Raw genomic sequence first — 24,561 nt, 5'->3', positions numbered from 1 at the left:
GTCCGGGCCCGCCGGGGTTCAGCGCGCGTCCGCCGCGCTTTCGGCCGTCGTCTCCGCACGGATGGGCGCGTCCGGAAATGCCTCCGACGCCTCGTCCGGCCGCCCGTCACTCCGCGCACCGCGCCGCACGTCGGGGTGCGCTTCGCGCTGCGCGTCGGAGTGCGCGGCGGCCTGCGCGTCGGGCTGCGCTTCGGGCTGCGCGTCGGGCTGCGCGGTCAGCGGGGCGGCCGCTTGGGCGGGGTCGGGGGCGCCTCGGCTGTTGCGGACGCCCAGGCCGACGATCGCCGCCGCGAAGGTGAACACGGCGCCCGCGAACAGGGCGCGCTGGAAGCCCTCGGTCGTCGCGTGCGGGACGTCCGTGCCGAGCTTCACGAGGTGGCCGGTGCGGTCGGCGGCGAGGACGGCCATGATGGCGAGGCCGAGCGCGGTGCCGAGCTGCTGGGACGAGTTGAGCAGCGCCGCCGCGATCCCCGCGCGGTTCGCCGGGACGCCCGCGTTCGCGGCGGCGGTGACCGACACGAACACGACGCCGAGGCCGAGCGCGAACACGAGCAGGCCGGGCAGCAGGTCGGAGACGTACGAGCCGCCGACCGGGACGCGCGACAGCAGGTACAGCCCGCCCGTCCCGACCAGCGACCCGACGACGATCAGCGGACGCGTCCCGAACTTCGGCAGCAGCTTGGACGCGATGCCCGCCGCGACGCCGACGCACGCGCACAGTGGCAGGTAGGCCGAGCCGGTCTGGAGCGGCGAGTATCCGAGGATCGTCTCCATGTAGAGGCTGAGGAAGAAGAACATGGCCGCGCCGCCCGCCAGGACGAGCAGCTGGGTGACGTTCGCCGCCGCGAGGCCCCGGATGCGGAGCGTGTCGAGCGGCAGCAGCGGATGCGCCGCGCGCGTCTCGTTGAGGACGAACAGCGCCAGCAGGACGGCCGCGCCGGCGAGCCCGCCGATCGTCCGGGCCGCGCCCCACCCGGCGTCCGGGGCCTTGACCAGCGTGTACACGAGCAGCAGCATCGCGCCGGTGACGAGGAACGCGCCGGGGATGTCGAAGTCGCGGACGCGGGCCGTCCGGCGGTCGTCCGGGAGGAGCATCGGGACGGCGGCGAGCACCGTGACGACGACCGGCAGGTTCACCAGCATCACCCAGCGCCAGCCGAGGCCGTCGGTGAGCACGCCGCCGAGCAGGACGCCCGCGCCGGACGCCCCCGCGGCCACGCCGCCCCACACCGCGAGCGCGCGGTTGCGGTCCGGGCCCTCCTTGAAGGACGTGGTGAGCAGCGACAGCGCGGACGGGAGCATCGTCGCCGCGCCGAGGCCCTGCACCATCCGCGCGCCGACCATGACCGACGCCGTCTGCGCGAGGCCGCCCGCCGCGGACGCCGCGCCGAACAGGACCGTCCCGGCGACGAGCACGCGGCGGCGGCCGAGCAGGTCGGCGACGCGCCCGCCGAGCAGCATGAAGCCGCCGTAGGTGAGCAGGTACCCGCTCGGGACCCACTGGAGCCCCTCGACCGAGAAGCCGAGGGCGCGCTGCATCCCGGGCAGCGCGATGTTGACGATGGACGCGTCGATGAAGTCGAGGAACGCGACGCCGCACAGCAGCGCCAGCGTGAGCCTGCCCCGGCGGGTCGCCAGGAACGAGCTTTCGGACATTGGGGTTTCGCCTCCGGCTTCGGATGTGTGTCGCGAACCATGAGGCGCGGGCGTCCGGCCGATGTGACGCGGTGAGAGACGAATCCCATTTCTCCGAGGGATGTCACACTTCGGGGGTCGCCGTCCCTCAGGGGTGGCGAACAGGAGGGACCATGCCCCACGACATCTCGACGGCCCCCGCCCCCGACGAGCCCACCCCCCACGTCGAGGCCCCACGCACGCCCGACAAGCCCCACCCCGCCCCCGACGAGGCCACGCACGCGCCGGACGAGCCCCTACGCGCGACCGGCGAGGCGCTGCGGGCATCCGACGAGGCCGTGCGGGTGTCCGATGAGGCCGGGGGCGGTTCTGATGCGGCGCTGCGGGCGTCGGACGAGGCCACGCGGGTTTATGCGGAGCATCGGGAGTTGCTGTTCTCGATCGTGTACAACCTGCTGGGCAGCGTCGCCGACACCGAGGACGTTCTTCAGGACACGTGGCTCGCTTGGGCCGCGCGGGGGACGGACGGCGTGGAGAAGCCGCGCGCGTACCTGGTGCGGATCGCGGTCAACACCGCGCTGGCGCGGCAGGCGGCGGTCGCGCGGCGGCGCGAGTCGTATCCGGGGCCGTGGCTGCCGGAGCCGCTCGTCGCGGACGCCGGCGCCGGGGAGGACGCGGCGGACGACGCGGCGCGCGGCGAGGCGGTGTCGCTCGCGATGCTCGTCGTGCTGGAGACGCTGACGCCGCTGAGCCGCGCGGTGTTCATCCTGCACGAGGTGTTCGGGTACCCGCACACGGAGATCGCCGAGATCCTGGACCGCTCCCCCGCGTCCGTCCGGCAGGTGGCGCATCGCGCGAAGCTGCACGTCCGGTCGAGGCGGACGCGCCGGACGGTCGACCGCCGCACCCAGCGCGAGGCGACCCGGCGGTTCCTGGCCGCCGCGCTCGGCGGCGACCTGGCGGCGCTGATGGAGATCCTCGCGCCCGACGTGACGATGTGGACGGACGGCGGTGGCCGCGCCCGCGCCGCGCTGCGTCCGGTGCGGGGCCGCGACAAGGTGGTCCGGCTCATCGCGGGCGGCACCTTCCGCCGTCCGGACAACCTGGACGTCCGGTACCGGACGGTCAACGGGGACCCGTCCGCCGTCCTGTTCGACGAGGACGCGCCGTTCGCGGTGATGGTCCTCGACCTGTCCCCGGACGGCGAGCGCGTCGAGGGCATCTACGCCGTCACGAACCCGGAGAAGCTCACCCACGTCACCGACGACGAGTAGGCAGCGCCGAGAATCATTCGGCCGGGTCGGTGCGGATGCCGTTCAGGAGGCTGGCGAGCACCTCGGCGTACTCGGCGCGGAGGCGGCGCTTGTCCTGCTCGGGGGCCTCGGCGATGGCGGTGCCCGCCGCGCCGAGGACGTGGAAGGCGACGCGGGCGAGCGGCACCCGCGGCAGCGGCGGCAGCAGGCCCGCCTCCTGGAGTGACCGGACGAGCTGCTCGACCAGCCCGTAGCCGTACTTCTCCTCGCACTCGCGCCAGCGCTGCCAGCCGAGCGCGATCGGCCCCTCCTGCCAGATGATCCGGCCGTACACCGGGTCGCAGCAGTGGTCGAGGAAGGTGTTCTGCGCGAGCGTCGCGGCCGTCCAGGCGTCGGGCGCGTCCGCGGCGGCGCGCAGGATGCCCTCGGTCGAGCGCTGCTCCAGCCGCTCGAACACCGCCTGGAACAGCGCGGTCTTGCTCGCGAAGTGGTGGTAGACCGCGCCGCGGGTGGCCTGGATGTCGGCCGCGACGTCCTCCAGCGACGTGCCCGCGAAGCCGTGCTCGGCGAACCGCCGGGTCGCCGCGTCCAGCAGCGCGTTGCGCGTCTCCTCGGAGTACTTCGCCCGGCGGCTCTTGACGTCTGGCATGCGCGGAGCATACTACATACACGGCGTATGTAACCGACACAGCGTACGTACGAGCCCTCCCGGGAGGCCCCCGATGTCCGAACCGGAACTGCTGTTCAACCCGTTCGAGCCCGGCTTCACCGACGACCCGTTCCCCGCCTACCGGCGGCTGCGCGAGGCCGAGCCGGTGCACGAGAGCCCGATCGGCATCTGGATCCTGACGGCCCACCGGGACGTCGTGGACCTGCTCCGCTCCGACCACTCGGTGGACGAGCGGCAGGTCACCGAGGGCGCGTTCGTCGCGCAGATGCGCGAGTTCGAGAGCGCGCTCGACGGGCGCGGACGGTCCATGCTCGACCTCGACCCGCCCGACCACACCCGGCTGCGCGGCCTGGTCTCCAAGGTGTTCACCCCGCGCCGCGTCGCCGCGCTCGAACCCGAGATCACCGCCCTGGTGGACGAGGCGCTCGACCGGATCGAGGACGCCGGGAGCGCCGACCTCGTCGAGGCGCTGGCCTTCCCGCTGCCGTTCACGGTGATCTCCACGATGCTCGGGATGCCGCCGACCGACCACGCGCGCGTCCGGGAGCTGAGCGGCTGGGTCGTCCGGTCGCTGGAGCCGCTGCCGGACGAGGAGACCGTCCGGCGCGTCGGCGCGGCCGGCGTCGAGCTGTACGAGCTGGTCGGCGGCCTGATCGCGGACAAGCGGGCGCGTCCGGGCGACGACCTGCTGAGCGCGCTGATCGCGGCCGAGGCGGAGGGCGACCGGCTCACCGACGCCGAACTGGTCGACCAGGTCGTCCTGCTGTACGTGGCGGGACACGAGACCACCGTCAACCTGATCGGCGGCGGGGCGGTCGCGCTGCTGGAGAACCCCGACCAGCTCGCGCTCCTCCGCGCGAACCCGGACCTCGCGGGAAACGCGGTCGAGGAGCTGCTGCGGTTCGTCAGCCCCGTCCAGCAGAGCCGCCGCGTGACCGTAGCGCCGTACAAGGTGGGCGACCGGGAGATCCCGGCGAACCGGTTCGTCGTGGCGGGGCTCGCCGCCGCCAACCGCGACCCGGAGTTCTTCGGCCCGGACGCCGAGGAGCTGCGTCTCGACCGTCCGAACGCCCGCCGGCACGTCGCGTTCGGTGGCGGCCCGCACCACTGCCTGGGCGCGGCCCTGGCCCGGTTGGAGGGACGCGTCGCGCTCGAGCGCCTGGTGTCCCGCTTCCCGGACCTCGCGCTCGACGGCGAGGTGAAATGGAACGGCCGCATCAACCTGCGCGGCCCGGCCACCGTCCCGATACACGTCTGAGAAACCGGCCCCGGTCTCACGTCCCGGATGCCCGGCAGGCGCGGCGAGGCGGGAGCGGGGCCGGGTCAGCGGTGCCTTATCGTGGGCAGATGCCCCAGTCAGCGGAGGAACGGACGGACGCTCCGGCGCCGCGTCGGCTGCCCCGGGGACGGCACGCCCTCGCGCCCGAGGTGGTCGAGCGCATCCACCGGGACCGGTTGTACGCGGCGATGGCCGAAGCGATGGCCGAGCGCGGCTACGTCCGGACGTCCGTGGAGGACGTCCTGAAGCGCGCGGTCGTGTCCCGGCAGAGCTTCTACCGCCTGTTCGAGTCCAAGCTCGACTGCTTCATGGGCGCGTTCGAGCGCGCGGGCGAGATCCTGGTCGCGCACGTCCTCCAGGCGCTCGGCGAGTTCGAGGAGGCGTCCGCCAAGGCGGACCCGGGCGACGGGCAGGACCCGTCCGCCTCGGCGAAGACAAGCACCACGCGGAAGCCGGGCGGCACGGGGAACCCGAGCGACACGGGGAAGCCGGGCGACACCGGGAAGCCGGGCGGCACGGGGAAGCCGAGCGACAGCGGAAAGCCAGGCGGCATGGGGAAGCCGGGCGGCACGGGTAAGCCGGGCGGACGGCGGGATCCGCTGCCCGCGGTGGAGCAGGCGGTCACGGCGTACCTGGACGTCCTGGCGCGGGAGATGCCGTACGCGCGGCTGTTCCTGGTGGAGGTGTACGCGGCCGGGCCCGAGGCGGTCCAGCGGCGGACGGCCCTCCAGGGCAGCCTCGCCGGGGTGTTCGCCGAGCTGATCGGCGCGACGGACGAGGCGGGCCTCTACACCTGCCACGTGATCGTCGCCGCGACCAGCGCGATGGTCACCCCGGCCGTCGCGGCGGGCGACGCCGAGGCGCTGCGCGCGCTCGGCCCGCCGCTCGTCGAGCACATCCGCCGCCTCTGGGAGGCGGGGATGTTCGGCGGCGGGCGGCCCGCGTGACGGCGCGGGTCAGTCGGTCAGCCAACCGGGGCTGACCAGGCCCGACTCGTAGGCGAGGACGACGAGCTGCGCCCGGTCCCGGGCGCCGAGCTTGGTCATGATGCGGCTGATGTGCGTCTTGGCCGTGGTCGGGCTCAGCACGAGGTGCGCGGCGATCTCGTCGTTGCTGAGCCCGGCGGCGGCGAGCCGCAGCACCTCGCGCTCGCGGTCGGTGAGGGCCGCGAGGCGCGGTCCGGGGTCGGGGGCGCGGACGCGTCCGGCGAACTCGCCGATCAGCCGCCGGGTGATGCGCGGCGTGATCAGCGCGTCCCCCCGGTGGACGACCCGGACGGCCTGGATCAGCTCCTCCGGCTCGGTGTCCTTCAGCAGGAAGCCGCTCGCGCCCGCGCGCAGCGCCCCGTAGACGTACTCGTCCAGGTCGAAGGTCGTCAGGATGACCACGCGGACGCCGGCCAGCCGCGCGTCGGCGGAGATCGTCCGGGCCGCCTCCAGGCCGTCGGTGCCGGGCATCCGGATGTCCATGAGGACGACGTCAGGGCGCAGCTCGCGCACCCGCTCGATCGCCTGCGCGCCGTCGCCCGCCTCGCCCACGACCTCGATGTCGTCCTCGTCGGAGAGGATCGAGCGGAAGCCCGCGCGCACCAGCCGCTGGTCGTCGGCCAGCAGAACCTTGATCATGCCGTCCTCTTCTCGTGGGGCAGGCGGGCGCGCACGCGGAACCCGCCGCCGGTGCCGGGGCCGGCGGACAGCTCGCCGCCGAGCGCCCGAGCCCGCTCCCGCATCCCGCCGATCCCGCTCCCCGACGCCACGGAACCCGCCGCACCCGCCGCACCCGAGGCGGCCGAGCCGGACGCGGCCGAACCGGACGCGGCCGAACCCGAGGCGGACGAGCCGGACGCGGCCGAACCGGACGCGGACGAGCCGGAGGTGGGGCGTGCGGCGGCGGGACCCCGGCCGTCGTCGGTGACCTCGATCAGGACCGCGTCCGGCGCGCGCTCGACGCGGACCGCGACCGAGGTCGCGCGGGCGTGCTTGACCACGTTGGTCAGCGCCTCCTGGACGATCCGGTACGCGGCGAGATCGACCTCGGCCGGCGGACGGCCGTCGCCCGAGACGTCCGGCCGGACGTCGAGCCCCGCCGAGCGGGCCCGCTCGACCAGCTCGCCGAGGCGGTCGAGGCCCTGCGCGGGGGCGGTCGGCGGGTCCTCGCCGTCCTGCCGCAGGACGGCGAGCATCGCGCGCAGCTCGCGCAGCGCCTCCCTGCTCGTCTCGCGGACGGCGGCCAGCGCCTCCTCGGCGTGCTGCTCGCCGCGCCGCCGGTCCTTGGCGAACCGGCGCAGCGCCGCCGCCGACTGGACGCTGATCAGCGACAGGTGGTGCCCGACGACGTCGTGGAGCTCGCGCGCGATGCGCAGCCGCTCCTCGGTCGCGGCGCGCTGCTCGACCTCGCGCGCGTGCGCGAGGCTCGTGTGCCGCAGCCATCCGATGAGGACGACCGCGACCACCCAGCCCGCGAGCATGAACAGCGCGACGCCGTTGACGTCGCCGTTGCCCGCCAGCGTGCCGAGGCTCGTGAGGCCGAGCGCGGCGGCGCCGAGCGCGATCGCCGCGCGCGGGCGGCCCGCCTCCGCGACCGTGTACAGCGCGACCATGAACGCCGCCAGCAGCGGCCCGTCGTACGTGCTGGTCAGGTAGTACGCCACCGTCGCGGCCAGCATGAACACGGCGACCGTGACCGGGTACCGGCGCCGGGCCGCGAGCGCGCCGCACACCGCGACGATCAGGACCCAGGTGAGTGCGGTGACCGACCAGGGCTCCTCGCGCGGCCCGAACAGCGACTCCGCGCTGCCCGCCCCGACGAGGATCAGGACGCCGAAGGCGATCGCGACGTCCGCCGCCCGCCCGCGAGGCCACCCGATCACCATGGCCCCAGCCTAGAGTCCCGCGAACGCCCCCACTTCGGACCTGCAAGGCCGCCTCCCCCTGGAAATCCTGGAGATCCGCGCCGAAGAGGCCCCGTCCAGCGCCCCGCGAAGTTTCCACTTCAGGTTCGTCCGGCCGCCTCGGCGCGGAAGGCTCCGGGTGTCGTGCCGGCGTGGCGTTCGAAGAACTTGGCGAAGTTGGCGGCGTCGTCGAAGCCCAGGCGGGCGGCGGCGCGCGCGGCGGACAGGTCGCCGTCGGCGAGCAGGCGCCGCGCTTCCAGGGCCACGCGCTGGTCGAGGAAGCGCTTGGCGGTCAGTCCGGTGGCGGCGAGGGTCGCGCGGGTGAGCGTGCGGGGCGCGTAGCCGAGCCGCGCCGCGTAGTCCGCGACCTGGCGCGAGTGCCGGAAGTCGCGTTCGACGGCCGCGCGGAAGGCGGCGAACACCTCGTTCGCCGCCGGGGACGCGCCTCCCGCCCGCACCGACGCCTCCGGCAGCAGCCGCAGCACCAGCACGGCGAGCAGGTGCCGCAGCGCCTCCGCGCGTCCGGCCGGGCCGGGGTGGGCGTACTCGGCGCGCAGGTGTTCCAGGGCCAGCCGGACGGTCCGGGCCGGCTCGACCGTCCAGCAGGCGGGGCCGAAGGGGTCGTCGGCGGCGGTCCGGGCGACGCCCGGCGGCGGGAAGTCGGGACGGAACAGGACGAGCGTGCCCTGGACGTCCTCCACGCCGTCGAGCCGGTGGACGACACCCGGCCTGATCCACAGGACGGAGCCGGGCCCGAGCGGGTGGCGGACGAAGTCGACGGTGTGGTGGCCCGTCCCGCTCTCGACGACGCCGAGCACGTGGAACTCGGGGCGCTGCGGAGCGGCGCGGCGTTCGCGCGGCCCCAGCTCGCGGAGCCGAGCGAACGACATGACCTCGATGCCGTACGGCGCGTCCTCAGGGCCGAGGTAGGGCACCCTCCGGATGGGCTCGTGTCCGTTATTCACCATGACCAGCTCGGATCCTACCTCGCCGGCGCTCCGATCCGCGCGGCAGGCTGTCGTTATCCACCACGAAGGAGAACGGGCCATGCCTTTCGCGGCCATCGACGGTCAGAAGATCTACTACCTGGACACCGGCGGGGACGGCCCCGCCGTGGTGTTCAGCCACGGCAACCTCATGGACGCCGACATGTGGGAGCGGCAGATCGACGCCCTCCCGAAGAGCGTCCGCCGCATCGCGTGGGACGCCCGCCTCCACGGCCGCACCTCCGACGACAGCCGCACTTCCGACGACAGCCGCACCTCCGGCGACAGCGACGCCCCTGACCAGGACCGCGCCTCGGACGACAGTCGTGTCCCCACCTACTGGCGTTCTGCCGAGGACCTGCTCGCGCTGCTCGACCTACTGGACGTCCCGAGGGCCGTGCTGGTCGGGCATTCGCAGGGCGGTTTCGTCTCGCTGCGGGCCGCGCTACTCGCGCCGGAGCGCGTCGCCGGGCTCGTCCTCGTCGACACGGCGGCCGATCCGTGGCCGCCCGAGGCGCTGGAGCAGATGGGCGGGATCCGGGACGGGATGCGCGATGCCGGGCCGGAGGCCGTCGCGCCGGAGCTGCTGCCGTTCCTGCTCGGGGACGCGCCGGCGCTGCACGAGGAGTGGTCGAACCGGTGGCGGGCGCAGCCGCGCGAGCGGCTCGCGGACGCGGTCGCGATGCTGATGGCCGTGGACGGCGTCCGCGACCGGCTGGCGGAGATCACCGCGCCGGCGCTGGTCGTGCACGGGACGGCGGACGGTCCGGTCCCGGTCGCCGCCGGGCTCGCGCTGCACGCGGCCCTGCCGAACACGATCGCCGAGCCGGTGCTGATCCCCGGGGCCGCGCACACCCCGCCGCTCACCCATCCGGACGCGGTGACGGCCGCCGTTGACCGCGTAGTGGAACACGTTCTAGTCTCGGCGGCAGAACCAAGCTAACGCTTGACCGAGACATCGGGAGGCCTGGTGGCCACGGAGTCGTTCGCGCGGGCGGTCGCGGAGGCGGAGGCGATCATCCGGGCCGCGCCGCACGCGCGGTCGGAGCTCGACCTCGCCGAAGGTCTGCAATACCTCGCCGGAAGCGTCCGGGCGTCGCTCCACATGGCCTGGGCGTACGAGCGGGACTTCCCGTTCTTCGCCCGCTCCACCGGGCCGCACTCCAAGCTCGGCCTGGACAATCCCGACACGCTCTACTTCAACGCCTACCTGCGCGACGACGCCGAGTACGTGGTGACCGGACGGCGCGGAACCACCGCCGACCTCAGCTTCCAGGTGCTGAACGGCGACTACACGCCGTCCGCGTCCCCCGACAGCCTCAGCGCGTTCGACGACCGTGCGTTCGAGATCGCGCCGGGCGGCTCCTACGAGCTGCGTTTCGGCCCGGAGAACCCGGCGCGCAAGGACGACCCGAACTACTTCGTCCTCGGTCGCGGCGCGGCGATGCTGCTCGTCCGCGAGGTGTTCAGCGACTGGACGGACGAGCGGCCCGGCGAGATCCGCATCCATCGCGCCGACCGGCTCGGCTCCGCTCCGGACCGTCCGACACCCGAACGCGAGGCCAAACGCTTCGACGTCGCCGGGAAGATGCTCGTCTCACGCATCAAGACGTTCCTAGCGTTTCCCGAGTGGCACTACCTGAAGCTGCCGGTCAACACGATGACCGAGCCGCGCCCGACGCCCGGCGGGCTGCCCACGCAGTACTCGTCCGTCGGGCACTACGACCTCGGCCCGGACGACGCGATGGTCATCACCGTCCCGCGCTCGGACGCGCCCTACCAGGGCTTCCAGCTCGGCAGCATGTGGTACGTGTCGCTCGACTACGTCAACCACCAGACGAGCCTCACCGCCGACCAGGCCGTCCCCGACCCGGACGGCATGATCCGCATGGTCGTCGCCGAGCGCGACCCCGGCCTCGCGAACTGGGTCGAGTGCACCGGCCACGACCGGGGCTTCCTCCAGATCCGCTGGCAGCGGCTGTCGCGCGAGCTCACCCCGGAGGACGGCCCGCGCGTCGAGGTCGTCCCGTTCAAGGACCTCCCGGACCGCCTGCCGTTCCACGAGCGGCAGCGCGTCACCGCACGTCAGTGGGCGGACCGGATCGCCGCCCGCCAGGTCTCGACCGCGCGAAGGATGCTGGGCTGATGCTGGACGGACGTGTCGTCGTCATCTCCGGGGTCGGCCCCGGCCTCGGGCGCGGGCTGGCGCTCCGGTGCGCGAAGGCGGGCGCGGACGTCGTCCTCGCCGCCCGCACCGAGGAACGCCTGGAGGAGGTCGCCAAGGAGGTCCGCGCGCTCGGCCGCCGCGCGACCGCCGTCCCGACCGACATCCGCGACCGGGCGTCCTGCGAGCGGCTCGTCCGCGCGGCGCTCGACGCGCACGGACGCGTGGACGGCCTGGTCAACAACGCCTTCGCGATCCCGCCGCTCCAGGACCTCCTCGACGTGGACCTCGCCGCCGTCCGCAAGGGCTTCGAGACGAACGTGCTCGCCGCGCTCGACCTGACCCGGCTGTTCGTCCCGGCGCTGGTCGAGGCGAGGGGGTCGGTCGTGATGGTCAACTCGGCCGTCCTGCGGCACTCCAGGCCGACGTTCGGCGCCTACAAGATGGCGAAGGCGGCGCTGCTCGCGCTCGCCCGGGGCCTGTCCACCGAGCTGGGGCCGCGCGGCGTCCGGGTGAACACGATCGCGCCGGGCTGGATCTGGGCCGACAACCTCAAGTGGTACTTCGACCATCTCGCGAAGGAGCGCGGCGTCCCGTCCCGGCAGATCTACGAGGAGACGGCCGCGACCATCGACCTGCGGAAACTCCCCGAACCCGACGAGATCGCCGACGCGGCGGTGTTCCTGCTGTCCTCGTACGCGCGCGCGATCACCGGCCAGTGCCTCGACGTCAACGGCGGCGAGTTCCACCACTGAGAGGCGAGTTCCAGCACTGAGGAGTGAGTTCCAGCACTGAGGGGCGAGTTCCACCACTGAGGAGTGAGCGAGATGGACGGCGCCACCACGGTCGGCACGGTCGAGGACCTGCACGCCTCGGCCACCCGCCTCACCGGCCTGACCGACTTCGGCGAGGACGACTACATCGACGGCCTCGAGGTCCTCCTCGCGTCCTACCGGAAGGACGCGGACCTGACGCCGCTCGGCAGCAAGATCCAGCGGGCGTTCCTGCGCGGCGCGCTCGCCGCGCGGCTGTTCGCCGAGGACGCCTGGAAGCGGAACCCGTCCCACGCCGATGTCGCGATCGAACGCCCGATCTTCGTCACGGGCCTGCCCCGCACCGGCACGACCGCCCTGCACCGGCTGCTCACCGCCGACCCGGCGCACCAGGGCCTCGAACTGTGGCTCACCGAGGTCCCGCAGCCGCGCCCGCCGCGCGACTCGTGGGCGGACGACCCGGTCTTCCAGGCCGTCCAGGCGAGCTACGAGCGGCACCACGTCGAGCACCCGGAGTTCATGGGCGTCCACTACATGTCGGCGGACATGGTCGAGGAGTGCTGGCAGCTCCTGCGCCAGTCGATGCGGTCGATCTCGTTCGAGTGCCTCGCGCACCTGCCGTCCTACTCCGCGTGGCTCGCCGAGCAGGACTGGACGCCCGCCTACCGCCGCCACCGCCGCCTGCTCCAGCTCATCGGGCTGAACGACCCGGGACGGCGCTGGGTGCTGAAGAACCCGAGCCACCTGTTCGCGCTGGACGCCCTGTTCGCCGTCTACCCGGACGCCCTGGTCGTCCAGACCCACCGCGACCCGGGCACCGCCATGGCGTCCATGTGCAGCCTCGCCGCGCACGCGACCGACGGCTGGTCCGAGCTGTTCCGCGGCGAGGTGATCGGCCGCGACCAGCTCGACCTGTGGGCGCGCGGCCTGCGCGCCTTCCGCGCCGAGCGCGCCCGCCACGACCCGTCCCGCTTCTTCGACGTCCGCTACGAGGACTTCGTCCGCGACCCCCTCGGCACGGTCGAAGCGATCTACGCGCGCTTCGGCCTGCCCCTCACCGGCGAGGCCCGCGAGGCGATGAAGCACCTCCACACCGAGTCGAGCGAGGGCCGCGCCCGCCCGTCCCACCGCTACACCCTCACCGACTTCGGCCTCACCCCCGAACAGGTGGAGGCCCGGTTCGCCTGAATCCTTCTGGAGGATGAAAGCCGGTCGTGCGACTGGCCGGGGGGACGGTCCGGACGCGGGAGGCGCGGTCGTCCCGTGCGCCCGAAGCTGGACGCATGACGACGACGAACCTGCCGCGTCCGCGCGGCACGCGGGCCTGCGCGCCCGAGCGGCTGCTCGCCGGGGCGCTCGCGATCGGCGCCGCCGTCCTGCTGGTGTGGACGGTCGGCATGGCGTTCTCCATCCCGCCGTCCGAGCCGCGCCCGGTGAACTGGGCGCTGCTGTGGTGCGGGTTCGACGCGATCGAGGTGGTCGCGATGGGGACGGCCGCGGTGCTGGTGCGGCGGCGGGACGCGCTGGCGCCGATCGCGCTGTCCGCGCTGGCGACGCTGATGGTCGCCGACGCCTGGTTCGACGTGATGACGGCCCGGTCCGGGTACCTTCCGGCGGCGCTGTCGATGGCGGCGTTCCTGGAGCTGCCGCTCGCCGCCGCGCTGGTCGCCTTCGCCGTCCGGATCACCCGGCGGGACGGGGCCCGCTCTTCGTGAAGAAAGATCGCGAAAGCCCCGCGGGTGTGGTTGTCTGAGCACATGAACGAGATTCGGCCGGTGCCGCCCGGCATCGACCCCTCGGTGCCCAGCGTGGCCCGGATGTACGACTACTACCTCGGCGGCAAGGACAACTACGCGTCCGACCGCGAGGCCGCCGCCAAGGTGATCGAGGTCAGCGTGGCGTCGGGCTCGGACATCAGGGTGGCGGTGCAGCAGAACCGCGCTTTCCTCGGCCGCACGGTCCGGGCGCTCGCCGAGGCGGGCGTGCGGCAGTTCGTCGACATCGGCGCCGGCCTCCCGACGCAGGAGAACGTGCACCAGGTCGCGCTGCGCACCGCGCCGGACTCCCGCGTCGTCTACGTGGACAACGACCCGATAGTGCTCGCGCACGCGCGCGCGTTGCTCGCCGACAACCCGCGCACGCGCGTCGTCGAGGGCGACCTGCGCGACCCGCTCGCCATCCTGGACAGTCCCGAGGTCACCCGGCACATCGACTTCGAGCAGCCGGTCGCCGTCGTGTTCTGCGCGATCCTCCAGTTCATCCCGGACGACGCGGAGATCGCGTCCATCCTCGCCACCGTGCGCGGACGGCTGGTGCCCGGCAGCCACCTGGTGATCTCGCACCCGTTCCCCGGCGAGCAGCCGGACGAGGCGTTCGACACTGTCAGCGACGTCTACACGCGGACGCGGTCGGGCTCGTTCACGATCCGCAGCAGCAAGGCCATCACCGGGTTCTTCGCCGGTACCGAGCTGCTCGAACCCGGCATCGTACCCGTGCAGAGCTGGCGGCACGGGGACGGCGAGCCGGACTTCACCGTCCCGTCCTACCTCGGCGGAGTCGGCCGCCTTCCCTAGCCGCGTCGGCCGTCCGCCCTGAACCCCCGCAGGAGCCCGCCATGCCCGACAGCACCCTGTACATCGACGGCGAGTGGACGGCCGCGCACGCGTCCGCGACGATCCCGGTGATCGAGGCGGCGACCGGGGATCCACTCGGCGCGGTGACCGAGGCCGGCGCCGAGGACGTGGACCGGGCCGTCGCCGCCGCGGTCCGCGCGCGGCGCGGCTGGGCCGCGACCGATCCCGCCGAGCGCGCCGCCGTCCTGGAGCGGTTCGCGGACGGGATCGAGAAGCGCGGCGAGCGCCTCGCCGAGCTGGTGTCCCGGCAGAACGGGACGCCGCTGGTCGTGTCCGTGCAAGGCAGCGTGCAGGCCCCGGCGGGCCTCCTGCGCTACTACGCGGCGCTCGCCCGCGCCGGCTTCGCCGACGAGCGGCGCGCGGGCCTGGCGTTCGAGGGGACGGTCCGGCTCCAGCGCGAGCCGGTCGGCGTCGTCGGCGCGATCGTCCCGTGGAACTTCCCGGTCACGCTCGCGGTCCACAAGCTCGCCCCGGCGCTCGCGGCGGGCTGCGCGGTCGTGCTGAAGCCCGCGCCGGAGACCTCGCTCGACACGTCCCTGCTGGTGGAGGCCGCCGCCGAGGCCGGGCTTCCCGCCGGGGTCCTCAACGTCGTGACGGGCGGCAGCGCGACGGGCCGGGCGCTGGTCGCGCACCCGGACGTCGCGAAGATCGCGTTCACCGGCTCCACGGCCGTCGGGCGCGAGATCGGCGCGGAGTGCGGGCGCGCGCTCAAGCCGGTCACGCTGGAGCTGGGCGGCAAGTCCGCCGCGATCGTCCTGCCGGACGCCGACCTCGCCGCCGTCCTGCCCGGCCTCGCGTTCCTGTCGTTCGTGAACAGCGGCCAGTCCTGCTTCCTGAACTCGCGGGTGCTCGCCCCGCGCGCCCGCTACGACGAGATCGTGGAGGGCCTCGCCGGGGTCGCGCGCTCGTTCGCGATCGGCGACCCGCTCGACCCGTCCACGACGATGGGACCGCTGGTCTCCGAGCGGCAGCGGGCGCGCGTCGAGGAGTACGTCGCCGCCGGACGCGCCGAGGGCGCGCGCGTCGTCACCGGCGGCGGACGGCCCGACGGCTTCGACCGGGGCTGGTACGTCGAGCCGACCGTCTTCGCGGACGCGTCGAACTCGATGCGCGTCGCGCGCGAGGAGATCTTCGGGCCGGTCGTCTGCGTCCTGCCGTACGACACCGAGGACGAGGCCGTCGCGATCGCCAACGACTCCGACTACGGCCTCGCGGGCAGCGTCTGGAGCGCCGACCCCGAGCACGCGCTCGCCGTCGCGAGCCGCGTCGAGACCGGGACGATCGGCGTGAACATGTGGACGCCCGACCCCGGCTCGCCGTTCGGCGGCTGGAAGTCCAGCGGCCTCGGCAGCGAGCTCGGCCCCGAAGGCCTGGCGTCCTACCAGCGCATCCGCTCCGTCTATGTCCCGTCCTGACCCGCACCGCCCCGCCCCGCACCGCCCCGCCCCGCCCCGCGCCGCCCTGCCCCGCCCCGCGCGAAGCTCCGCGCCGTCCTGACGCGCGGTGTTCACCTGGGCGGACGTTCGCCGACACGTGACGATCACGCCGGCGGTCGATCGTTCGTCGGCGGAACGCGACGAGGAGGCGGGATGACCGACCAGGTGGGCAGGCGGCAGGTGCTGCGCGGTATCGGCGGTATCGGCGGGCTGGCCGTCGCCGCGCCGGTGCTGGCGCAGACGGGACAGGCGGCGGCCCTCGTGCGGACGCCGGACGCGGCGGGCGCGCCGGCGCCCGAGCAGGTGCACCTCCAGTTCGGCGCGGACGCGGCCCGCGAGATGACCGTCTCGTGGGCGACGCCGCAGCGGGTCGCGCACCCGGCCGTCCGGCTGGGCGCGCCGGGGCACGGGCACGGCACCGTCGTCCGCGCCGAGGAGCGCGTGTACACCGAGGCCCTCACGGGCGAGCGCGTGTTCACCTACCACGCCGAGCTGCCGCGCCTGCGCCCCGACAGCCGCTACATCTACGAGGTGACGCATCGCGGCGCGGCGTCCGCGGTGGCGGGTTCCTTCCGGACGGCCCCGCATGGCCGTTCCAAGGGGTTCCGGTTCACCAGCTTCGGCGACCAGGCGATTCCGGCGAAGGTCGGCAAGGGCCTCGGCCCGGCGACGCCGAACGCGGGCTACATCGTGGACGCCGTCGAGAAGCAGGACCCGCTGTTCCACCTCCTGAACGGCGACCTCTGCTACGCGAACGTCAGCGACGCCCCGGTGGAGACCTGGCGGTCGTTCTTCAACAACAACCAGCGGTCGGCGAGCCGCCGTCCGTGGATGCCGTGCGCGGGCAACCACGAGAACGAGGTCGGGAACGGTCCCGAGGGCTACCTGTCCTACCAGACCCGCTTCTCCCTCCCGGAGAACGGTTCCCGCCGGTTCCGGAACAACTGGTACGCGTTCACCGTGGGCCCGATCCGCGTCATCTCGCTGAACAACGACGACGTCTGCCTCCAGGACGGCGCGTTCAGCGCGTACCGGCGCGACAACGTCCCCGGCTACAAGGCGAAGGGCTACGACCCCTACATCCGCGGCTACAGCCACGGCGCGCAGAAGCGCTGGCTGGAGCGCGAGCTGCGCGCCGCCGCGCACGACCCGCGGATCGACTGGATCATCGTCTGCATGCACCAGGTCGCGATGTCGTCGGCGCACTTCAACGGCGCGGACCTCGGCATCCGGCGGGAGTGGCTGCCGCTGTTCGACCGCTACGGCGTGGACCTGGTCCTCGCCGGCCACGAGCACCACTTCGAGCGGACGTTCCCGGTGAAGGGCGTCCTGCCGGGCAGCGACCTGCTCACCCCGGCCCCGCGCGAGACGGACCCGGCCGTCATCGACGCCACGAAGGGCGCCGTCCACATGATCATCGGTGGCGGCGGCCACTCCGCCGCCACCCCGTGGTCCGCCTTCGACGCCCCGAACGACGGCGTCCTGATCCACGACGTCGGCCCCGGCGACCCCACCACGCCCCGCGTCTCGAAGACCACCACCGAGCCCGCGCCCTGGTCCGCCTACCGCGACCTGAAGCGTCCCTACGGCTTCGCCGCCTTCGACTACGAGCCCCACGCCCCGAACGGCCACACCGAGATCACCGTCACCCACTACGGCGCCGACCTCGGCTCCCCCAACTACGACGAACTCGACAAGTTCGTCCTTCGCAAGCCCCGTTAAGAGGTCCCCTGACGATCGGGCTGGAGGAGGAGCGTCATCGCTTCGGTGACGCTCCTCAGCTCCCCCAGCCGCAGGCCGAGCCCCCAGCGGTTGCACTGGAAGGTGGCGTTCGCCGTCAGCCACGACCGCTTCCCGACCGCCAGCCCGCCGTGGAAGTCCAGCGCGCCGATCTCCTTCGCGGTCCTCTGGTTGCCGATCGCTGCTTGGAGCAGGATGCGCACCTCGGCCGGGACGAGCCGTTTGAGCAGTTCCGGGGAGAGCTGGTAGAGGCCCCGCGCCAGCGCGGGATCGATGCCTTGCGGGCGGCTGTGCTCCGTTTCGCCGGACGCGGACGCCGAGGCGATCAGCGTGTCGAGGCGCTTCCAGACGTCCCAGACCTCCGCCGCGTCCTCCAGGCAGAGCCGCAGCAGGTGGTTGACCATCGCCGCCCACAGCCGGGACGCGCCGACCGTCACCGGGGACGCCGTCACCGGCATCGCCGAGCACATCGCCTCGTAGCCGAGGACGAGCCGGGTGTCCTGGTCCCAGTGCCGGTGCGCGGCGTCCATCCCGGCGGGACCGCCGAAACGACGCAGCTCGGGTTCGTACACCGCGAACCGGTGCCCGGCGAGCTCGCCGCGACCGGTCTCGTCCTCGACCCACGCGGCGAGGTCCGGCGTCAGCCGTTCCGCCAGGCCCGGACCGCTGAAGCGCAGCCGCAGGCCCGGGTACTTGCGGACGAAGAAGCACTGCTCGAAACGCTGCTCGCTCCGCCACCGGGCGACGGCCGCGTCGAGTCGCGCCCAGGGGATTCGCGGCCCCCGGGTGAGGGGATCGGTTCCCACGAGCAGCCGGACCTCCAGCCACCGGCGGCCTTCGTCCGCCTGCTCGTCGAGGTGGTCGAGCACCTCCGTGAGGACCTTCATGGCTTGCGCACCTTCTCCCAGTAGCCGCTGTCATGCCAGGTCACGGCGAGTTCGCAGGAGTACCGCCGGCCGGTGTCGCCGCACTCGGCCCAGCTCCGCTCCGTCCCGTGGACCTCGAAGAGCTCGACGGGACGCGGCCGTTCCTCCAGCCGGTGCAGCAGCGCCGCCACCGCGAGCGGGCTCGTCGTGATCAGGTACAGCGGCGGCGCTTCGGGGTCGTCCTCGACGGACGCCCACACCGTTTCGGGCAGGCCGAGGCCGTCCGCGAGCGCGCGCCACGCGAGGTAGCGGCTCGGTTCGGCCGGCGCGAGCATCTCCGCGACGGCCTGCTCGCCGAGGCACCAGCGGGCGGGCGACAGCACGGCGGACGAGGGCAGCTCGACGCGCGGCACCCGACCGCCCGGTGCCGGGCGGGGCAGCAGGCGTCGGCAGAGGAACTCCCAGCCGTGCCCGAGCGCGAGGCGGTGCAGGACGAAGCCGCGCGGGTCCCGTCCGCCGATCGCCGCGGACGAGTTGTAGACCGGCACGAGCGCGTCGCCCCACGCCGGATCCGCGAGCCAGGGCAGCAGGCGTTCCCGGTCCACGCGAACCACCGTCCGGTCGGCGCCTGCGGAGTCGAGTCGTCGTGGGGTGACGGGCGGGCGGGACGCCACGTTGAGGCCGGGCGCGTCCGCTCCCGTGATCTCCATGGCCCGGGCCGTTCGCGACGGCCAGGACGCGTACCAGTCCCGCACCGCAGCGGCCAGCGGCGACGCGGCCCCCGGCTCGCCGAGCAGGGGCTCGAACCGCGCGGCCAGCGCGAGGGGTTGCGGCCTCCCCCACTCGACGCGGAGCCCGCCTCGCCCGCACACCGCCACGACGACCGCGCCGCCCGGTCCTGCCGTCGGCTCGGAGCGGAGGTCCGCCTCGGGTATCCGGTAAGGCGAGGCCGAGTGCAGCCGTTCGCACCAGCGGAGCGCCGTCTCGTCCCGGTGCGAGCGCAACTCCTCCACGGCGCGCGCCGCGTCCGGACGCCCCACCGGGCCCATGCCGTTCATCAGGCGATACGGGGTTCCGGCGTGACGGACGAGATGGTCGACCGGGACGGCGGAGGAGGTCTCCGCCTCCCCCAGCAGGAGCCGCATGCTCGACCGGCGCAGCAGTTCCGGCCCCTTGTCGGCCTCGTAGTAGGCCAGCGTTTCGGCGACGGCACGGCGAACCGCTTCGCGGAATTCAGCCGTCCAGGACGCCGCGAGGCCCGGACGGTAGTCGACGCGTACCGGCCATCGCGGCAGGCCGACCTTCACCCCGGCGCGTCCGGCGAACGCGCGGACCTCGGCGGCGATCGCCGTCAGACGCTTCCGGAGCTCGTCCACGCCCATGACCTCAAGGCGCTCGGACAGATCGGAACAGGCCGCGCGCAGCCCTTCGACGGCGTCGTTCCAGAGTTTCCGATCAGGGTCGAGAAGCCTGTCACCGGCCTCTGCGAGCGCCGCCCACGGATCGGCATCCGACGGGGAAATCCGCAGGTCAGAGCGCAGGACGTTCTGGAGCAGCAGGCGGTGCGCGGCCTCGTACCCGGCCGGCTCGGAGATCACGGATCGCAGGGGCCTCGCCCTCCGGTCGCCGTACGCCTTGAGCAGCCGCTCGGCGGCCTGGTCCGTGCGGAGCGGCACCCAGCCCTCGTCGGAGACGGCCGGACGCCACACGCGCCAGCCGTCCGGAAACGCGCGGACGGTCGGGGCCAGCCGGACGGGCGTCTCCCACCGGTATTTCGGATCCCGCACGATCGCGTCCAGGATCGCCCGGAAGACCGTCAGGTCAGGGCTGACCGCATGGCGCGGTTCAGCGGCCCGAAGCGTTATCCCCCCAGGTCGAGCGCTCGCGGACGCCGTCTCGTCCATGCCGACCGGGACGACGCCCGCCCACAAGCCGTGAGGCGTCGGACGCGTCGCCGCGCGGACGAGATACGCGAACACGCCGCGCTCCATACGCTCGGTCCGCGCCGCCGATCGCTTCTTCTGAGCGGTGCCCGGCGTCCCGTCGCCTTCTGTGGCGAACCTCCGCAACTCCGCCTCCCAGCTCGCCGAGAGACCGGGGCTGGCCAGCAGCAGCGCCTTGCGGAAGTGTTCGCACGACCCGGCCTGGCGCAGCGCGACGCGTTCCCGCCGCATCACCGCCGCGTGCTCGGCTTCGAACGAGGCGACCAGCCCTTCGAGCCGCAACCGGGACCGCTGCTCGCCCGCGAGCGCCTCCGCCAGCTCGGGACGGACGCCCGCCGGATACCCGAGCAGTTCGTCGAGCCTGTCGAGCCGCCGCGTGTGCCGGTGGATCTGGCGCCTGACGTCGAGCAGCAGCCGCCGGACGCGCCGGTCCGCGACCTCCGGAACCGCCGCGTACAGGAGGTCGCCGAGCCGCTCCCGGCGCGCGACGATCTCGTTCCGCGCCGCCGTGACCAGGCGCGCGGCGGCGGCCGGCGCAGGGGCGTGGAAGGGCGCGAGCGCCTGCGCGGGCAGCGCCGCGCAGCGCAGCACCGCGTCCGGGAAGACCTCGATCGTCGCAGCGACGGGACGATGCCCGCCGTCCGGCGCGGGACTCATGGCTCCTCCTCGCGTCCGTTCAGCCGAAAGGCCACGCGTGGCCCGGCGCGCGGACCACCTCGAACGACTCCGGAAACCCGGTCAGCGCGTCGCCCGGACGCAGCACGACGACCTCGACCGGCGAGCGGCCGCCGAGCCCGCCCGGCAGCCGGATCCGGCGTCCGGCCGCGTCGGCGACGCGTTCGGGGAACGGGTCGAAGTCGGCGTCCTCGGTCCCCGTCCCGTCGAGGCGCGGGCCGAGCCCGGCGGACCAGTACCAGGGCGCGCCGCCGTCCCCGTAGGGGAACAGGTACTTCGCGCCCCAGCGCTCGGCCAGGTCGATCGCCTCGTCCGGGCCGTTCATGAGGCGGCTGCGCGCGCCCCACAGGTCGGGCGGCACGAACGGCAGGTAGCTGCCCACCGAGGAGAACAGGAGCTGGACGGGATAGGTGATCCAGCCGCGGTACCCGCTGAACACCAGGTCGACCGGGCCATGCTCGGCGTGCCAGCGCGACGCGACGGACCGGACGTCCCCCGCGGCGTCCCGTCCGCTGTCGGAGACGAACGCGGCGCTGAAGTCCGCCGCCTCGACGACGTAGGTGTTGCCGCCGTTGCGGACGTCCGGGTGCAGCGTCGTCTCGTCGGTCGGCTGCTCCCCGTAGAACGGCAGCGCGTGCACCCGCGCGTCGCCGATCCGGACCGAGGACCCCCAGCCCAGCGCCGTCACGTCGGTGAAGCCCAGCTCGCGCAGCCGCGCGGCCATGTCGGCGCAGAGCAGCGTCTCCGGCCCCGCGTCGGGGACGATCATCCTGGTGCCGGGCGGCAGCCGCAGCAGGGACGCCGCGTCGAAGTGGTCCGGATGCGAGTGGGTGATCAGGACGGCGTCGACGCGTCCGTGCTCCGCCAGCCCGAGCGGCTGGTAGGCCGCCGGGTAGCGCGGGCTGCGGGAGAACTGGAACGGGTCGATGGCCAGCCGGGTCGCGCCCGACCGGACGACGACCGTGTTGTGCCCCACGAAGCTCACCTGCGACCGTCCCAGGACGCCGGCGCTCTCGGAAGGTACGCCGTCGCCGCCGACCATCCCCGTCTTCACCAGGACGTCGAGCAGCGCACGGCTGCGCGCGCTGCCCGCCACGGAGCCGGACGGTCCGCCGCCAGGAGTCGCCAGCGACGCGATCAGCGCGTGGACCTCCGGCCAGGCGTCCGCGTCCACGGACGCCTGGAACCGCCGTCCGTCCTTGCGGTGCTCGAACGACAGCAGGCGCGGACGCGCCAGTTGCGGGTCGGGATACAGCACCTCTTCCCGGAGTCGCCATTCCCGCCCGGCGCGCCGCGCGATGCCCGCGAAGGCCCGGCTCCCGACGACCTCCCGCAGCAGTTCCGGCCCCGCCGCGACCACCGCGTCGAGACCGTGCCGGCGCGCGTGCTCGATCACCGGCCGGTACACCTCGCGGACCGAACCGCTCGGACGCGTCGTCACCGGGCTGCCGAACGGCGTCCTGTCGTCGTAGCCGACGGCGAGCGCGACATGAGGGTCAAGGCTTCGCATGAGCTCTTCCGCCCCTCCACGCGCGCGCGGTCGAGATCCGCACCTGCGCGGTGGTCTCCCCGCCGAGCCGGTCCGCGTTCATCTCGGCGAGCCTGCCGACCAGGCGGGCGTCCTCCAGGAACCGCCGGAACACCTCGTCGGCGACCCGCTCGTGCCGCATCCACGACAGCGCCTCCTCCAGCGAGCCGAGCCCCGTCTGCCGCAGGAACCCGTGCAGTTCCTCGTTGATCTCGTCCTGGCCGACGCGGATCCCGGCGCGCTCGGCGACGTCCCGGGCGAGCAGGCGGAACAGCGCCTTCTTCCGGAGGACGTCCATCGTCTCGCCCGTCCGCAGGACCGCCGTGCCGGCGGCGGGCGACGGCTCGGGCGCATGTCCCATCAGGACCTCGAAGTTGCCCCGGTAGAAGCGGTCGCGCTCGTCCGCGCTCCGGGACGCCACGGACGCCTCGACCCGCCCCAGCGGGTCCTCGCCGCCCTCGTCGTGCGGGTAGTCGCTGCCGAACATCAGCGCGTCCGGCCCCAGCTCCCCGATCAGGCGGCCGACGTCCTCGAACGGGAACGGTGTCAGCTTCACCTGCCGCCGGAAGTACTCGCTCGGCGCCATCGACAGGCGCTCGCCGTGGCTGCGCGGGGCGAACGACGGCGCGAGGTCGAGCCACCGCTGGAAGCCCGGCGCCCAGGTCGCGCCCTGCTCGATCACGCCGCAGCGCAGGCCGGGGAACCGCTCGAAGACCCCGTCGAAGATCAGCGCCGCGATCGCCATCTGCACCGGCGCGGGCATGCCGACGAGCGTCAGCTCCGCGAGCGTCGTGTCGTGGCCGACCGCCCCGTCCCGGTCGGCGAGCCCGTTGTTCGCGTAGACGCGGTGGACGAGCGGGCCGCCGCCCCCGACATGGAACACCAGCGGACGGCCCGCCTCCTCCAGCATCCGGTACAGCGGATGCAGGGCCGGGTGCGTGAGGCTGCGCGGACCCACCGGATAGGTGGGGACCTCGATCGCGGCGCAGCCCATCGCCAGCGCCTCCGCGCACGCCTCGACGGCGCGCTCCGGATCGTCGAGCGCGACCCAGCCGACCGGAAGCAGGCGCGGATCGCGGCAGAAGTCCACCATGCCCCGGTTGTGCGCCCGGACCGCGCCGTACAGCACGTCCGGTGCGAAGTCGACGCCGCCCGGGCCGCCCGGGCAGTCGATCAGCGCGACATGGCTGTAGGTGGAGAACACGAGCTGCGAGCGGAAACCCAGCGCGTCCAAAGCCCGGCTCCGCTCCTCGGGCCGGAAGGCGCCCTGCGCGCGCCAGTTCTTCTCCGCCATCACCGCCCTGCCGGGCGCGTCCTGCACGTGGCCGGACGGCGCGTCCGCGCTGACGGCCTGCTCGGCCAGCGGCTCCAGGCCGTGGAGGTCGAGCGGCCGCAGCCGGTCGCGGACCTCCGCGTCCGCGTACCGGACCAGCCAGTCCGGCGTCTCCATGAGATGGCTGTCGGCGTCGTGCACGATCCGGTCGCCGGTGTACGTCCCGGTGGTCACCTGCGTCCCCTTCCTCGCTCGGACATCGGTGGGGGTCGGTGGGGAGCGGAGCCGCCCGGGCGGTCTCCCGGAGCACCCGGCCGGCTCCGCTCCCCGGCTCCCGGTCAGATCAGCAGAACCAGGGGCACATGACGGTCACCGGAGGGAGCACGACGGCCTGGAGCTCGCCCATCTCCTCCGGGTCCTGCGGCGCGATGACCTCGATCTCGTCCCGCTGGACGCGGTCCACGATCTGGAAGCCGCGGACGCTCGCGCCCGCCGCGACGCCCTTGCCGCGCAGGAGCGTGCCCAGCCGCTCCAGGCCCTCGCCCTTCACGCGGAGCGCGTCGAGGAAGCTCTCGCGGATGAAGTACAGGGCGCCGTTCTCGTCCCGCAGGACCAGGCCGCCCTCGGCGCCGGCCTCCGCCGTCGTGGACGCCGTCTGCGCTGTCTGGGTCAACACCACTTACCTCCCGTAGCTCGGATGGAGCCTTGCTGGAACCGCGTCCCCGGGGACGCGGAGCCGGTCGAGCGGCCACCGGCCGGAGCCGGTGTGCGACGTCGCCGCCACCGCGGATCGGCTGTGATTCCAGAGTGGGAAGCC

21 protein-coding genes are annotated in these 24,561 nt (G+C 73.8%); 11 read left to right on the top strand and 10 right to left on the bottom strand.

Annotation, left to right across the window (positions count from 1 at the left end; translation table 11 throughout):
- Nucleotides 1–18: 18 nt before the first annotated feature.
- Nucleotides 19–1,656: an MFS transporter gene (locus ACFPCY_RS00240; RefSeq protein WP_378251476.1), complete on the bottom strand. Its 1,638-nt coding sequence runs from the start codon at nt 1,654–1,656 to the stop codon at nt 19–21.
- Between the two features lie 152 nt (nt 1,657–1,808).
- Between ACFPCY_RS00240 and sigJ the strand changes: the two genes are divergently transcribed.
- Complete coding sequence (sigJ, locus tag ACFPCY_RS00235; protein WP_378251475.1) at nt 1,809–2,909, top strand: RNA polymerase sigma factor SigJ; 1,101 nt, start codon at nt 1,809–1,811, stop codon at nt 2,907–2,909.
- A gap of 13 nt (nt 2,910–2,922) precedes the next feature.
- Here sigJ and ACFPCY_RS00230 read toward each other — a convergent pair whose 3' ends face one another.
- A complete protein-coding gene (locus ACFPCY_RS00230; RefSeq protein ID WP_378251474.1) occupies nt 2,923–3,537 on the bottom strand; it encodes a TetR/AcrR family transcriptional regulator in 615 nt (204 codons plus the stop codon).
- Between the two features lie 73 nt (nt 3,538–3,610).
- Between ACFPCY_RS00230 and ACFPCY_RS00225 the strand changes: the two genes are divergently transcribed.
- Together ACFPCY_RS00225 and ACFPCY_RS00220 are read left to right on the top strand one after the other, a co-directional pair.
- On the top strand, nt 3,611–4,816 hold the full coding sequence (locus tag ACFPCY_RS00225; protein WP_378251473.1) for a cytochrome P450: 1,206 nt from the start codon (nt 3,611–3,613) through the stop codon (nt 4,814–4,816).
- A gap of 89 nt (nt 4,817–4,905) precedes the next feature.
- Nucleotides 4,906–5,784: a TetR/AcrR family transcriptional regulator gene (locus ACFPCY_RS00220; protein ID WP_378251472.1), complete on the top strand. Its 879-nt coding sequence runs from the start codon at nt 4,906–4,908 to the stop codon at nt 5,782–5,784.
- A gap of 9 nt (nt 5,785–5,793) precedes the next feature.
- On the opposite strand, the gene ACFPCY_RS00215 is transcribed toward ACFPCY_RS00220, so the two are convergent.
- The 3 genes from ACFPCY_RS00215 to ACFPCY_RS00205 form a co-directional block, all read right to left on the bottom strand.
- Nucleotides 5,794–6,462: a response regulator transcription factor gene (locus ACFPCY_RS00215; RefSeq protein WP_378251471.1), complete on the bottom strand. Its 669-nt coding sequence runs from the start codon at nt 6,460–6,462 to the stop codon at nt 5,794–5,796.
- A complete protein-coding gene (locus ACFPCY_RS00210; protein ID WP_378252538.1) occupies nt 6,459–7,703 on the bottom strand; it encodes a sensor histidine kinase in 1,245 nt (414 codons plus the stop codon). Before ACFPCY_RS00210 ends, ACFPCY_RS00215 begins: the two co-directional genes overlap by 4 nt.
- A gap of 125 nt (nt 7,704–7,828) precedes the next feature.
- Nucleotides 7,829–8,695: a helix-turn-helix domain-containing protein gene (locus ACFPCY_RS00205; protein ID WP_378251470.1), complete on the bottom strand. Its 867-nt coding sequence runs from the start codon at nt 8,693–8,695 to the stop codon at nt 7,829–7,831.
- A gap of 79 nt (nt 8,696–8,774) precedes the next feature.
- Between ACFPCY_RS00205 and ACFPCY_RS00200 the strand changes: the two genes are divergently transcribed.
- From ACFPCY_RS00200 to ACFPCY_RS00165, 8 genes are all read left to right on the top strand, one after another.
- A complete protein-coding gene (locus ACFPCY_RS00200; RefSeq protein WP_378251469.1) occupies nt 8,775–9,656 on the top strand; it encodes an alpha/beta fold hydrolase in 882 nt (293 codons plus the stop codon).
- Nucleotides 9,657–9,683: 27 nt separating this feature from the next.
- Nucleotides 9,684–10,859 (top strand): hypothetical protein, encoded by a 1,176-nt coding sequence (locus ACFPCY_RS00195; protein ID WP_378251468.1) that lies wholly within the window; start codon nt 9,684–9,686, stop codon nt 10,857–10,859.
- Nucleotides 10,859–11,632 carry an SDR family oxidoreductase gene (locus tag ACFPCY_RS00190; protein WP_378251467.1) on the top strand — a complete coding sequence of 258 codons (774 nt, stop codon included), beginning with the start codon at nt 10,859–10,861 and terminating at the stop codon, nt 11,630–11,632. The genes ACFPCY_RS00195 and ACFPCY_RS00190 overlap by 1 nt, the downstream gene beginning before the upstream one ends.
- A 72-nt stretch (nt 11,633–11,704) precedes the next feature.
- On the top strand, nt 11,705–12,838 hold the full coding sequence (locus tag ACFPCY_RS00185; RefSeq protein ID WP_378251466.1) for a sulfotransferase family protein: 1,134 nt from the start codon (nt 11,705–11,707) through the stop codon (nt 12,836–12,838).
- Between the two features lie 95 nt (nt 12,839–12,933).
- Nucleotides 12,934–13,365: a hypothetical protein gene (locus ACFPCY_RS00180; protein WP_378251465.1), complete on the top strand. Its 432-nt coding sequence runs from the start codon at nt 12,934–12,936 to the stop codon at nt 13,363–13,365.
- A 42-nt stretch (nt 13,366–13,407) separates the two neighbouring features.
- Entirely contained in the window at nt 13,408–14,223 is an 816-nt protein-coding gene (locus tag ACFPCY_RS00175; RefSeq protein ID WP_378251464.1) for an SAM-dependent methyltransferase, read from the top strand.
- Nucleotides 14,224–14,264: 41 nt separating this feature from the next.
- Complete coding sequence (locus ACFPCY_RS00170; RefSeq protein ID WP_378251463.1) at nt 14,265–15,698, top strand: aldehyde dehydrogenase; 1,434 nt, start codon at nt 14,265–14,267, stop codon at nt 15,696–15,698.
- A 174-nt stretch (nt 15,699–15,872) separates the two neighbouring features.
- A complete protein-coding gene (locus ACFPCY_RS00165; protein ID WP_378251462.1) occupies nt 15,873–17,441 on the top strand; it encodes a purple acid phosphatase family protein in 1,569 nt (522 codons plus the stop codon).
- Here the strand turns inward: ACFPCY_RS00165 and ACFPCY_RS00160 are convergent.
- The 5 genes from ACFPCY_RS00160 to ACFPCY_RS00140 form a co-directional block, all read right to left on the bottom strand.
- Complete coding sequence (locus tag ACFPCY_RS00160; RefSeq protein WP_378251461.1) at nt 17,438–18,346, bottom strand: thiopeptide-type bacteriocin biosynthesis protein; 909 nt, start codon at nt 18,344–18,346, stop codon at nt 17,438–17,440. The two genes, ACFPCY_RS00165 and ACFPCY_RS00160, sit on opposite strands and share 4 nt — an antisense overlap.
- The gene (locus ACFPCY_RS00155) at nt 18,343–20,925 is read right to left on the bottom strand and encodes a lantibiotic dehydratase (RefSeq protein WP_378251460.1); all 2,583 of its coding nucleotides are present in this window, start codon (nt 20,923–20,925) and stop codon (nt 18,343–18,345) included. The genes ACFPCY_RS00160 and ACFPCY_RS00155 overlap by 4 nt, the downstream gene beginning before the upstream one ends.
- 19 nt (nt 20,926–20,944) lie before the next feature.
- The gene (locus tag ACFPCY_RS00150; protein WP_378251459.1) at nt 20,945–22,453 is read right to left on the bottom strand and encodes an MBL fold metallo-hydrolase; all 1,509 of its coding nucleotides are present in this window, start codon (nt 22,451–22,453) and stop codon (nt 20,945–20,947) included.
- Nucleotides 22,440–23,978, bottom strand: a complete 1,539-nt coding sequence (locus ACFPCY_RS00145) for an amidohydrolase family protein (protein ID WP_378251458.1) — start codon at nt 23,976–23,978, stop codon at nt 22,440–22,442. The genes ACFPCY_RS00150 and ACFPCY_RS00145 overlap by 14 nt, the downstream gene beginning before the upstream one ends.
- Nucleotides 23,979–24,087: 109 nt before the next feature.
- On the bottom strand, nt 24,088–24,420 hold the full coding sequence (locus tag ACFPCY_RS00140; RefSeq protein WP_378251457.1) for a hypothetical protein: 333 nt from the start codon (nt 24,418–24,420) through the stop codon (nt 24,088–24,090).
- Nucleotides 24,421–24,561: the final 141 nt, after the last annotated feature.

The organism is Actinomadura gamaensis (genome assembly GCF_042652125.1).
GTDB classification, from domain to species: Bacteria; Actinomycetota; Actinomycetes; order Streptosporangiales; family Streptosporangiaceae; genus Spirillospora; species Spirillospora gamaensis.
Note: the sequence above shows the minus strand (reverse complement) of the source record. Positions and strands in the feature narration are given on the sequence as shown.

Bases quoted from the DNA above. Each gene is read 5' to 3' on its own strand.
- ACFPCY_RS00240 (WP_378251476.1), bottom strand. From the start codon at position 1,656: ATGTCCGAAAGCTCGTTCCTGGCGACCCGCCGGGGCAGGCTCACGCTG.
- ACFPCY_RS00175 (WP_378251464.1), top strand. From the start codon at position 13,408: ATGAACGAGATTCGGCCGGTGCCGCCCGGCATCGACCCCTCGGTGCCC.
- ACFPCY_RS00190 (WP_378251467.1), top strand. From the start codon at position 10,859: ATGCTGGACGGACGTGTCGTCGTCATCTCCGGGGTCGGCCCCGGCCTC.
- ACFPCY_RS00220 (WP_378251472.1), top strand. From the start codon at position 4,906: ATGCCCCAGTCAGCGGAGGAACGGACGGACGCTCCGGCGCCGCGTCGG.
- ACFPCY_RS00215 (WP_378251471.1), bottom strand. From the start codon at position 6,462: ATGATCAAGGTTCTGCTGGCCGACGACCAGCGGCTGGTGCGCGCGGGC.
- ACFPCY_RS00230 (WP_378251474.1), bottom strand. From the start codon at position 3,537: ATGCCAGACGTCAAGAGCCGCCGGGCGAAGTACTCCGAGGAGACGCGC.
- sigJ (WP_378251475.1), top strand. From the start codon at position 1,809: ATGCCCCACGACATCTCGACGGCCCCCGCCCCCGACGAGCCCACCCCC.
- ACFPCY_RS00180 (WP_378251465.1), top strand. From the start codon at position 12,934: ATGACGACGACGAACCTGCCGCGTCCGCGCGGCACGCGGGCCTGCGCG.
- ACFPCY_RS00225 (WP_378251473.1), top strand. From the start codon at position 3,611: ATGTCCGAACCGGAACTGCTGTTCAACCCGTTCGAGCCCGGCTTCACC.
- ACFPCY_RS00165 (WP_378251462.1), top strand. From the start codon at position 15,873: ATGACCGACCAGGTGGGCAGGCGGCAGGTGCTGCGCGGTATCGGCGGT.
- ACFPCY_RS00200 (WP_378251469.1), top strand. From the start codon at position 8,775: ATGCCTTTCGCGGCCATCGACGGTCAGAAGATCTACTACCTGGACACC.
- ACFPCY_RS00150 (WP_378251459.1), bottom strand. From the start codon at position 22,453: ATGCGAAGCCTTGACCCTCATGTCGCGCTCGCCGTCGGCTACGACGAC.
- ACFPCY_RS00170 (WP_378251463.1), top strand. From the start codon at position 14,265: ATGCCCGACAGCACCCTGTACATCGACGGCGAGTGGACGGCCGCGCAC.
- ACFPCY_RS00155 (WP_378251460.1), bottom strand. From the start codon at position 20,925: ATGAGTCCCGCGCCGGACGGCGGGCATCGTCCCGTCGCTGCGACGATC.
- ACFPCY_RS00185 (WP_378251466.1), top strand. From the start codon at position 11,705: ATGGACGGCGCCACCACGGTCGGCACGGTCGAGGACCTGCACGCCTCG.
- ACFPCY_RS00160 (WP_378251461.1), bottom strand. From the start codon at position 18,346: ATGAAGGTCCTCACGGAGGTGCTCGACCACCTCGACGAGCAGGCGGAC.
- ACFPCY_RS00205 (WP_378251470.1), bottom strand. From the start codon at position 8,695: ATGGTGAATAACGGACACGAGCCCATCCGGAGGGTGCCCTACCTCGGC.